General features: G+C 43.3%; 11 protein-coding genes. 7 read left to right on the forward strand and 4 right to left on the reverse strand.

What is annotated here, in order from left to right; translation table 11 throughout:
* Positions 1-76: 76 nt before the first annotated feature.
* Together QUB24_RS01285 and QUB24_RS01290 are read right to left on the reverse strand one after the other, a co-directional pair.
* Positions 77-442, reverse strand: coding sequence for a DUF5615 family PIN-like protein (locus QUB24_RS01285; RefSeq protein ID WP_333149845.1), 366 nt, complete (start codon positions 440-442; stop codon positions 77-79).
* Entirely contained in the window at positions 439-738 is a 300-nt protein-coding gene (locus QUB24_RS01290) for a DUF433 domain-containing protein (protein WP_333149847.1), read from the reverse strand. Before QUB24_RS01290 ends, QUB24_RS01285 begins: the two co-directional genes overlap by 4 nt.
* 120 nt (positions 739-858) lie before the next feature.
* On the opposite strand from QUB24_RS01290, the gene QUB24_RS01295 reads away from it, so the two are divergent.
* A complete protein-coding gene (locus tag QUB24_RS01295; RefSeq protein ID WP_190734845.1) occupies positions 859-1,077 on the forward strand; it encodes a hypothetical protein in 219 nt (72 codons plus the stop codon).
* A gap of 2 nt (positions 1,078-1,079) precedes the next feature.
* Positions 1,080-1,415, forward strand: coding sequence for a type II toxin-antitoxin system PemK/MazF family toxin (locus tag QUB24_RS01300; protein ID WP_333149849.1), 336 nt, complete (start codon positions 1,080-1,082; stop codon positions 1,413-1,415).
* Positions 1,416-1,818: 403 nt separating this feature from the next.
* On the opposite strand, the gene QUB24_RS01305 is transcribed toward QUB24_RS01300, so the two are convergent.
* A complete protein-coding gene (locus tag QUB24_RS01305; RefSeq protein ID WP_333149851.1) occupies positions 1,819-3,138 on the reverse strand; it encodes a serine/threonine-protein kinase in 1,320 nt (439 codons plus the stop codon).
* A 745-nt stretch (positions 3,139-3,883) separates the two neighbouring features.
* Here QUB24_RS01305 and QUB24_RS01310 point away from each other — a divergent pair.
* The 4 genes from QUB24_RS01310 (at position 3,884) to QUB24_RS01325 (ending at position 9,314) form a co-directional block, all read left to right on the forward strand.
* Positions 3,884-4,246, forward strand: a complete 363-nt coding sequence (locus tag QUB24_RS01310; RefSeq protein ID WP_333149853.1) for a DUF2470 domain-containing protein — start codon at positions 3,884-3,886, stop codon at positions 4,244-4,246.
* Between the two features lie 188 nt (positions 4,247-4,434).
* Positions 4,435-6,072, forward strand: coding sequence for an AAA family ATPase (locus tag QUB24_RS01315; protein WP_333149855.1), 1,638 nt, complete (start codon positions 4,435-4,437; stop codon positions 6,070-6,072).
* A 141-nt stretch (positions 6,073-6,213) separates the two neighbouring features.
* The gene (locus QUB24_RS01320) at positions 6,214-6,663 is read left to right on the forward strand and encodes a hypothetical protein (RefSeq protein ID WP_333149857.1); all 450 of its coding nucleotides are present in this window, start codon (positions 6,214-6,216) and stop codon (positions 6,661-6,663) included.
* Entirely contained in the window at positions 6,660-9,314 is a 2,655-nt protein-coding gene (locus QUB24_RS01325) for a ParA family protein (RefSeq protein WP_333149859.1), read from the forward strand. The genes QUB24_RS01320 and QUB24_RS01325 overlap by 4 nt, the downstream gene beginning before the upstream one ends.
* A 77-nt stretch (positions 9,315-9,391) precedes the next feature.
* On the opposite strand, the gene QUB24_RS01330 is transcribed toward QUB24_RS01325, so the two are convergent.
* A complete protein-coding gene (locus QUB24_RS01330; protein WP_333149861.1) occupies positions 9,392-10,465 on the reverse strand; it encodes a DUF3616 domain-containing protein in 1,074 nt (357 codons plus the stop codon).
* 148 nt (positions 10,466-10,613) lie between these two features.
* Between QUB24_RS01330 and QUB24_RS01335 the strand changes: the two genes are divergently transcribed.
* Positions 10,614-10,796 (forward strand): hypothetical protein (locus QUB24_RS01335; protein WP_333149863.1); only part of this gene is annotated, 183 nt, incomplete at its 3' end.

Below are 10,796 nucleotides of genomic sequence, written 5' to 3' on the forward strand. Positions count from 1 at the left end.
AGTCACAAACCAGAATACTCACAACCCCGACTTCTCCAAGAAGTCGGGATTCTAATTATCTCGATCGATAATATCTTTACTCTTCACTCCAAGCACTGATCAACTCTATTTGATTTTGCATTTCTGCCGCTGATTTGGCAGAAATTAGACTCAAAAGGCGACGCATTTGTTCTCCCACTGAATAATTTTGCTGTCCTAAAATAATTCCTGCATGAGAATCTCCTCTTTCTAGCCAATTGGTATGGATTCTATAAAAATCCCTAATGTTGAAACTATAAATTACCCTTTGATTAGTAAAAGCCCAAATTAATTGCTCTTCATCGCTGCGAGATAACATCCCTGTTTCGGAAACAGTAATGACATCTACACCACGACTTTGTAAAGCTTGCAATAGTTTTTTACTTCGTGAATCTTCATCTAAGTAAAGACGAATTTGGCTCATGCTTTCTCCTGCATTTTTAGCCGATTTAATGCTGCCAAACGTTCATATTCTGCTTGTTCAGCCGCTAAATCTGCTTCTATTTCTGCTCGATTTGCGTGATAATAAGTCAGTGCAGCATAAACCTGCGCTAAGGTGAGATGATCCAGATCCGCTGCTATTTCCTCAGCACTATTACCTTGTTTGTATAAGACTACGATTCGCTGCACCGATGTGGCAGTACCTGCAATAATAGGGATGCCACCGCGAAGGTGCGGATCGCGGATAATGAAAGTGCCAATATCAGTTAAAGTTGGCATAGGTGAATATGGGGTTAAAAATTAGAACTTAATTATAGCATAATTTTATTAAATTTTTGAGCTATAATCAAATCAACCTGTCCTAAGTGTTCCACAAGATAAGAAGCAAGAGGATTTGCTATGTTAACTACTGTTCGAGAAGTTTACGATCGCGTTCTGTCTACCCTTTCACCAAAGGATAGACTGCGCTTGGCAACTCTTATTCTCAACGATTTGGTGCAGCAAAATCTGTCGGTTGTCGATGAAAGCGAGACTTGGACTGAGGAAGATAAACTCGATGTGACGGCATTTTCTTTGCAGTACGCGGCAACCATTTTTTCTGAAAATGAGGAGATGTAATAGTGTCTTTTAATCCTGGTGATGTGGTGACAGTAGATTTTCCTGGTGTCACTGGCATTAAACGTCGTCCGGCTGTAATTCTATCATCAGTTACCTATAACACAACCCGCTCTGATGTCATAGCTGGACTCCTTACTACACAGACCACTGCTTTAGGTTTAACTGATTATATACTCCAAGATTGGGCTGCAGCAGGTTTACGAGTCGCTTCAGTTTTTCGCAGTTTTATTGTCACTCTACCCCCATCTTCCAACTTAGTTCTAATTGGTCATCTGTCGGAACGTGACTGGAAGGAGGTTCGTGCTTGCTTGAAATTAGCTCTTGCGGATTTGGAATGATATAGTTGTTACTGTTTGACTAAGAAGTGTTCGATAAAATCCTCTTTAGAGTAGATTAAGCTGTCGCGCATTTAAATTGTAGATTGAGGGCGGGCGGGACGCCCACCCTACAAGACTTTAAAATTTATTGACATACCATTTAAATGCAGAACAGCTTAGGACTTACACACTGACCAAATAAACCGGGTTTTTACGGAATCTGCTGGCTACAACCAAATATTTCGTAAAAAACCAGGTTTCTGAACCCCAAACAGTCTGTGTTGGCCAATTGCTATGACCCGAATTTCGCGAGTCTATTGCTTGAAGAGTGATATCAAGGTGTAACAGATATTGAAATGACTAAAAGCAGATAATTTCGTAAACAAAGGTTCGAGAAAAAAGACTTGACAAAGGGCTGAAATCGCTATAGGTTACAGCTTACAGCTCTCGATGCGAGAGAACAGACCCACCCAAACCCCGCCCCCCCCCAACCACCATACCACCCCGCGTGCGCCAAAGCCCAAGGGAGGTGGCCTGCTTGTGCTGCAATCTTAAAGGTTAGGTTACTGTAGTCCAACCACTGTCCTCCTTTTCGCCAACCGACACGATCGCCTAGCTTGCATTCAGTGTCATAATCAACTTTACCGCCTACTTCCAACCAGATTTTTTTCTGGACGCTAAAGCCAAAGCGACCCTGACTGTATTTTACCCACAATTGGTCGATCGTCCGCAAATCATCGCAAGGAAAATTCTCGATCGAGTCCTTTGTGAACCAACCTTCCTTCTCCTGTCTAGCAGCTTTTAGCATCACCTTGAGTGTTTCCTCATCCGCTTCTTTCCACTTCCCCGCCGCCAATAAATCCCGCAGGCGAGTATAATCAACACCCCGCGCCCATTTAAGCTGTACCGAAACACCGGCAACTGTTGGCGGAATCGGTTTCCGCAGATAACTCAACCAATCTTTCATCGACTGCGGCCGTTTTTGCGGATCGGATGCCATCCCTTTTTCTATAGCTAAACTCACCCAATCCTTCACCCCAAAATTTTTCGCAGGTGGCAATGCTTCATTTCTAAAATGCCGATTGAGGGAAGCTGTTGGCACTTTTCCCGTTGCCGCATAATATAAAGATGCAGCTAAAGCATAAATATCAACTGTTGGTTTACCACTACCTTCCATATGCTGTTCCCAAGGAGCAAAAGCAGGGTTATGAGGATGTCTGCTACTAATAATAGTTGGCATTAATTCACTTGCCAGACCAAAATCAATTAATACCGCTTGCCCGTTGGGACGCAACATAATATTACCTGGATGGGCATCTCGATGGACAATTCCTGCTTGGTGAACATCACTTAATGCTTCTCCAATTTGGCGGATAATTGCCACTGCTTCTGTATCCGGGAGTCGTCCCTGTTGCTGTACGGCATCAAATAAACTTTGCCCGACGATTAAATCCATTACCAAACAGTGAAGACCTTTTTCCTCAAACAAATCGCTAATGCGGACAATTCCAGGATGTGCGTTTTGGCAAAATTTGGCTAAGATTTGCCCTTCGCGGATAAATCTGCGAACAAAGTTGGGATATTCTGGGTCATTTTGCAAACTTAGATTCGGTGTTTTGAGGACAACTTGATAGTTGAGTTGCAAGTGTGTGGCCTTGTAAGTCATGCCAAATCCCCCCATTCCCAGGATGGTGTCAATGCGGAGAGGGCGAGTTTTGAGGATTTGTCCGGGTGTCCACAGCATGGCAGGTTGTTTAAATTCTCTCTAATTGCTAATTATGATAAACTGTCTCGCCTTTAAAAAACAATGAAAAGGAAGCATTCTCAGGATTTACGCACTCCGATTCAAGAAACCGGGTTTTTAGAGAATCTCTCGGTGACAATGCGTGTTATCGTAAAAACCCGGTTTCTGGACTAAAGTCCTTACTACCAACAAAAATATGTTTGTCAATTCAAGTAGTTGTTTTAACTGGATGTATCGGAAAGAAAACAGCGGGCGAGAGAGAGAAAAATTCAGCAAGCTTTTGTATATGTTCGGTTGTAAATTGGCGCTTTTTACGGAGGATATCTGAGACAATAGACTCGGTTTCAAAAATAGGAACTATGTCTTTTTGTTTCCCATCAAATTTTTCGACTAAAGCCTTTAATAGTTCTACTACGTAAATGTCAGGTATGGGTTATAAAGTTTGCTCGTACTCATAAACAAGGGTTCCCAGTACGTGGAGGTAGTCGCGTTCGTCGGGAGTCAGTTCGCCTTTATCCAACAAAGAGTCGATCGCTTCTTGAGTTGCCATTAACTCCTCCTCAGCAGTTATGGGTCGCGGCGGAAATGTTTTGAGTAGTTCGATATAAGCGCTAGAGTTCTTCAGGTGACTCGGCAATATTAAGAAAGTAATATTTTATCATTATAGTTGAATGATTGGATTCTTTAACCGCAGATGAACGCCGATTAACGCGGATATAATTTAGTTATTTATCCCTCATAACTCTTGAGGCAATTCCTCGCTATTGAAAACTTTGTACCGATCGCAGTACAATCGATCGATATTGCATCTGAGGAATCTCCCATGTCAGAACAGTTTTCCACTGAGATTAGCGATCGCATCTGCACTCACATGAACGAAGACCACGCTAGCGCTGTCGTGCTTTACGCTCAAGCATTTGGCGGCAAACCAGAGGCTACAGAAGCTCAAATGCTCGCTATTGATGCCAACGGCATGGATTTAACCGCTAAAGTCAACGACGAAACAGTGCCTGTCAGAGTAAATTTCGATCGCACTTTAAAAGACGCCGAAGATGCTCACCACACTCTCATTGAAATGGTGAAACAAGCTCGAAAAGTTGCTAAGTAGTCAATTGCTTACTAGGCTGTTATAATTTTAACGTTTGCAGTACGGAATTTAGTCCGCTTAAATAGTTGTTAAGGACTAACCTCCTTACTACAAACCTTTAGTTTGATTAAATCATTTTAACGACTAAAATCCTGACTGCAAACAAAATATTTAATAAAGTTTAATTCTTCTCTAAACTATTCACTAAAATGACAGAAAACAACCCAAAAAACAAAGAATTAGATGTCGTCAATGGCAGTAAAAATAACCATTTCGAGGCACTGGTAAAGCGACTAGATTTGATGATTCGCGCCCGCTATTCGCTGCTGTACATTGTCGGCGCCGAGGAGGAACCAGTCGAAGCCGTAATTGCCCAAGTAGCGCTGCAAGTAACTCCCGCGCGCCGGGTGTTGTTCTGGGATCTTGTGCGCGGCTGGGAGGATAACGGTTCTGGGAAAGGTTCGGTAATGGCGGCCCTCGATCGCGTCAGCAAAACTGCTGTTGAAGAATATACCATATTTGTACTGCGGGATTTGCACCCAATTTTGAAATATCCATACAGCGAAAAAAGCGCGGCGGTAGTGCGAGAATTGCGGAATTTAACGCGAGAATTGAAGCGCAGCAAAAAAACTATAGTTCTTACTTCTCACACGCTGGAATTGCCGGAGGAATTGAAAGAAGAAGTCACAGTAATTGATTTTCCTTTGCCCAACGTACAAGAAATCGACAGTTTAATTTCCCACGTTGTCGAAAAGCCACAACAGTTGCAAGTTAACGGTTTAGCAAGGGAACAGTTGGTTAAAGCTTGTCAGGGTTTGAGTCGCGCTAGAATCGGGCGGGTTTTGGCTAAAGCTTTGGCCGCCAAACAGCAAATTAACGAGTCAGATATTGACGGAGTTTTGGAGGAAAAACAGCAAGCAATTCGCCAAACGGGCATTTTGGAATTTTTTAACTCCAGAGAATCCCTAAAAAGTGTGGGCGGCTTGGAGAATTTGAAACAGTGGGTAAAGATGCGGCAAGATGCTTTTACTGACGAAGCGCGTCGCTACGGTATACCGAATCCGAAAGGAGTTTTGTTAGTAGGAATTCAAGGCACTGGCAAATCTTTATCTGCGAAAACTATTGCTTGCGAATGGCGTTTGCCGCTGCTACGATTGGATACTGGGAGATTGTTTGGCGGCGTGGTCGGCGAAAGCGAAAGTCGCGTCAGGCAAATGATACAATTAGCAGAGGCGATCGCACCTTGTGTTTTGTGGATCGATGAAATAGATAAAGCCTTCGGCAACATTATCAGCGGCAGCGACGGCGATTCGGGAACTTCGCGGCGGGTATTCGGTAGTTTGATCACTTGGATGCAGGAAAAAACCAGTCCGGTGTTTATTGTGGCAACTGCAAATAACGTGCGGATTTTGCCTGCTGAGTTGCTGAGAAAGGGTAGGTTTGATGAAATTTTCTTTTTGAATTTGCCCTCAGAATCGGAACGGCAAGATATCTTTAAAGTGCATTTGCAGCGTTTGCGGCCGACTAGATTGCGGGAGTTTGATTTGGGGATTTTGGCGAAGTGCGCTGAGAATTTTAGCGGTGCAGAAATCGAACAAGTGGTAATAGATGGATTGTACCGAGCTTTTGGCACGTTTGTAAACGGACAGCGCCGGGATTTGATGACGGAGGATATTTTGAGGTCGATCGAGGATACAGTACCTTTAGCTGCGATCGCGCGATCGCAAATTGAAGATTTGAAACGGTGGGCGGCGGAAGCGGGCGCGAGAACAGCATCTAACGATACTCAGTTAATTGATGAATTGAAACGCTACAGCCAGCGGCGAAGGGATGCGATCGACAATTAACCCAATTTCGCGGCCGTAATTGGCCATCACTTCGTTTGTACGATCCCTTGACTGCCACTTGTAATTGCCATCAAGTGCTACTGTAAACTTAAAGCTCCGCTAGCTCGATCGGAAACTCAAGTGATACTGGAGGTAAGTCCATTGACAGATACTTACGATAGGCGCGTTCAGCTAGGTGCATCTCGTCACCGACTGAAAGATGCTCAAGCATTGCATCAGCAAAAACGTTGGTCTGGTGCTATGTACCTAGGTGGTTATGCGATCGAATGTTCTCTAAAATCCCTCATTTGTTACGAAGAGGGTCCAAAGATAAACAATTTCAAAGATACTTGGATGTTTAAAAAAGGACTGAAAGGTTCAGATTTGCATAACTTACCTAAATTATTAGAGTGTGTGGAATCGCTAAAGCGGGCCATAGAATTAGATAGAAGCAACACTTATAAAGAGGCATGGAAAACAATTTCATCATGGCGGAATGATGAACTTCGCTATTCAGATAAATTAGGTAAGGAAGCGGAAAGTATACGATTTATAAAAGCCGTAGAACAATTACATAGATTTATACTATCTAAACAAGGTGAAGCATCATGAACGATACAATTATATTAGAAGAACAAATTTCAGAACATCTTAGCCAAGTTTTAAAAGGTAACGATCCACAAACTCAGATTAAGATTAAGCGCACTTCCCTGGGTTGGCTGAAGCTTCGAGTCGTTACCAGCTATTTTGATGGCAAGTCTTTAGCTGAACGCGAAGAGGAAATTGACAGTTTTTTAGAGAATATAGGTTGTTATTTGGGTCAATACCCAATGGCTGGTTATGATTTGTTAACTCCACAAGAAGCTGCTGACCAACCTCCCGAACATATTCAAATACCGCTGTGGTCAGATGTTTTAATGGCTCCCGAACCCGATCGGCCAGCAAGTTTAGATGAAGATAGTTCCAGTCCATTAGTTGTCACATTCTATTCTTTCAAGGGAGGAGTCGGTCGCTCTACCGCATTAGGATTGGTAGCAGGTATTTTGGCAACCCGCAACCGTCGAGTAGTCATGGTAGATTTCGATCTTGAAGCCCCTGGCATTTCAGTCTTGTTTCAAAACGATTTGGAGACTATTAATGAAGAACAGTATGGCGTATTGGATTACCTACACCAACGTTATTTAACTCCCGATCAAAATATTCCTACTATTGATAACTGTATTTGTCAGGTTAACTTAGGCACTCGCGGCGAACTATTTTTAGTTCCGGCTGGAGAGTATAACGAAAATTATATTCATCGGTTAGCTGACCTCGATCGCCATACTTTACAATCTTTTTATAGAGGCGAAATAAATCCTGTTGAACAACTGATAAGCGATATCAAAGATCGACTAGACCCCGATGTTATTCTAATTGATGCTAGACCAGGTTTTAATGACACTAGCGCGATCGCCTTGTTCGATCTAGCAGATACGGCAATCATCTGCTTTTCCCCAACTGACCAAAGTTTTCAAGGACTGCGTTGGGTTGTGCAAGCTGTTAAGAAACAAAGAGATTATCAAGGCAAGCCAGATATTCGCTTTCTCCTAACACCTATCCCACCCGTAGGAGATGAATTGCAGCGAATTTGGACTAACAGAGTTGAGAGTTGGATTGAGGATAACTGGGGCTTGCCTGTAGAAACAAAAGTTGAGGAACTTTACCACAAAATTTTATACAATCCCAACATTGCCACTTTGTCTAGTCTCGTCAATAACGTATCTAACAGCTTACTAGATGATTATCTGCCGATTGCAGAGGTCATTGATGCTAGCTTGCCCGATATTAAATCTAGCTTGGCAACTACAAATATCGAATATAAAAAGATATTAAAGGAGTTAGATTTTCAAGCAGCAACAGCCCAAGAATTAGAACCATCTAGTATTCCAGAGATATTTCACAGAACCGAGGACTTTCCCAAGTTTTTAAGTAATAAAAGTTGGCTGATAAGAGGTGCTAAGGGAACAGGAAAAAGCTTGCTGTTTAGACTTTTTGTTGAGCAATCAGAAACAGCCAAGAAGTTAGCTCATTCTGATGTTGATTTAAACAACGTTTATTTTATTGCAGGACACGGCCAACCAAGACTGCAAGAACAAATACTAGAAAGCACGGATTTAGCTAGTTATGAACAACAGGTGGGTGAGAGTAGCTGGCAATTCTTCTGGTTAAATTATGCCCTATTGCAACTGTGTCGCGCTCTACCAAAAGTGCGTTCCCTATTTAATCCAGATGAGACTCTGGTTAGATTGAGTTCTCAACCAAATCCCGAACACGCTCAAATTGTCTCGTGGTTGGCAGATAGCACTAATTCTCCACAATCAGGCGATCGATTGCGTGCTGTTGACCGTTGGTTACAAGACAATACTCAGCGCGTGTGGCTACTTTATGATGAGCTAGATGCTGGCTTTGGCTCTACTCCAACAGACTATCTTCGTCGTAAGCGTTCCCTCGAAGCGTTGCTTGGTTGGTGGCTCGAAAGCGGAACAAGTTTGAAAAGTATTGTCCCCAAGATATTTTTGCGAGAAGATATCTGGAATCAGCTCACCTTTACTAACAAAGGACATTACAGCGGACGATTGCTACAACTCCGCTGGGATGAGGCAGATCTTTGGAGACTTGTACTGCGCCAATCCCTGACAAGTTCTGAGACTTTGAGAAAATCTTTGGAGCTAAAATTGGGAGTTACTGTCGATCGACTCAATACAATTGAGTTAGAACAATTGCGTACTAGTCTTTATCCTTTATGGGGCGAGCGGATGGGTCGGGGAAAAAAAGCCTACACCTATAACTGGGTTCGCACCCGTATTGCTGACGGACAAAAGAACTGTTTCCCTCGAAGTTTAGTATTGCTATTACAAGAAGCAGTCAAAGCTGAGAAAAATTTTCTTACAGAATACAGTTCTGAGATAGTTTTACGTCCAAAAGCACTGATCGAAGCTTTGCCATATGTTTCTGAGCAACGGGTGGATGAGGTACGCAACGAATACCCTGAATTGGAAGAATATCTAACAAAATTACGGGGCGAGCGTTCCCCCATTGATGAGACTCGACTGACTGAAATATGGGATGTCAAGGATACAAAATTAGCGGAACTCATCAGAGAGATGGTAGACGCTGGTATTCTTACAGAACGCTCTCGTCCTAAAGATCCTCCCCCCCGTGTCTATGCTGTTGCTGAATTGTATCTTTATGGACTGAATATGGTTCGCAAAGGACAAAAGTAAAAAATATCTGGATAAACAAGCAACTACAGCAGTTTTCCGTTGAGTAAGGTATGCTTCGGCTGCTTGGTAAATTCTGTTCACCCCAACCTAAAAACATCAGCAAGAATAGCACTTTCCTCAACCATTCTCCCCGCATCCGGCGAATCGTAAACAACTAACAGCGAATTCTGCTCCCCCAAATACGGAAACAGGCTCAACCCTTCAGCATTGTCCGTACCCACTTTAAAAGGCAAGTCAAACAATACCTCCAAATCTCCCCCATCTTGCCCAGTAATACTGTCGCCCGATCGCCCTAAAATCCCCTTTAACCGAAAAACCCTCGTCGCCCCAGATAGAGTCATCGTCGGCCCGGCTAAAACAATCAAATCTTCCCCGTTCCAGCACAATTCTCGCACGCCCAAACCGTTCAAATCAACAAAATGTTTGTTGTACAATTTCCCTCCTTCCCCAATTTCCTTAAGCCTTAAAACTCCCGCTTGGGCCTCTTCAACTTCTATCTCTAAAATTATCGCCCAACCCCGCAGCACCGGCCCCCGCAAACCGAGCAAAATGCGATCGCCCCGCACCGCCAACCCTTCAATATCAAACCCATTTTCTTTACTCGGAATCGGCACAGATAAATACAAGCCGAGGTGGCTGTCATCTTTGAGCGCGTCTGTCAGCAAATTGCCTGTTTCTGTCCGCTGAAGACATCCCGCTTTCAGTTGGGTTTCGGGATTGTTTGAAGGGGAAATTGACTCGCACAAAATCCCGTCTTTCATAGGAAGGCGCGCCAGCAAATAGCGGTTGACCTCTGTCTCGATTTGTGCTAATTTTTCAATATCTTTGTCGGCGTCTTTGCCTTTAGTTTTTTTGCGTTTTGTGCTGTGAGAACCGACCAGCCAAAGATAATCGCTGCTGAAATCCATTCCTTCGATATCGATTTCGCATTTTCCAGGTAGATCGATAAAATCTGCGATCGCAAATCTTTGATGTTCTCCAAAAATATGAGGCGCGACAAGCGACAAACGCTCGATCGCAGTCGTTTCATCGGAACCCAGCCACAAATGGCCATCGGGAGTTAAAGTAACAGCGGATAAGTCTGTAATAATATCAGCGACTTCGCTGTTTAATTGCAGCAGCAGCCGGCCGAGCAAAAAGGATTCTGGCATAATTATTAGGATCTAAACTATTCTTAGGGTAAGTCATTATAGTTAAACCTGCTTGAAACTCATAGGTTGCACCATTCTCAATCAGGCTTTTATGGGCGGGCTCGCGTGTCCAACCCCTACTCCCCACAAGAAAGAAAATTCATCTGTTGTGGAACAGGCATCTTGCCTGTTGCTGACAATGGTGCAAAAAGAAAATTCATCTGTTGTGGAACAGGCATCTTGCCTGTTGCTGACAATGGTGCAAAAAGAAAATCCATCTGTTGTGGAACAGGCATCTTGCCTGTTGCTGACAATGGTGCAAAAAGAAAATCCATCTGTTGTGGAACAGGCA

The organism is Microcoleus sp. B9-D4 (genome assembly GCF_036705105.1).
In the GTDB taxonomy this organism is placed as follows: domain Bacteria; phylum Cyanobacteriota; class Cyanobacteriia; order Cyanobacteriales; family Microcoleaceae; genus Microcoleus.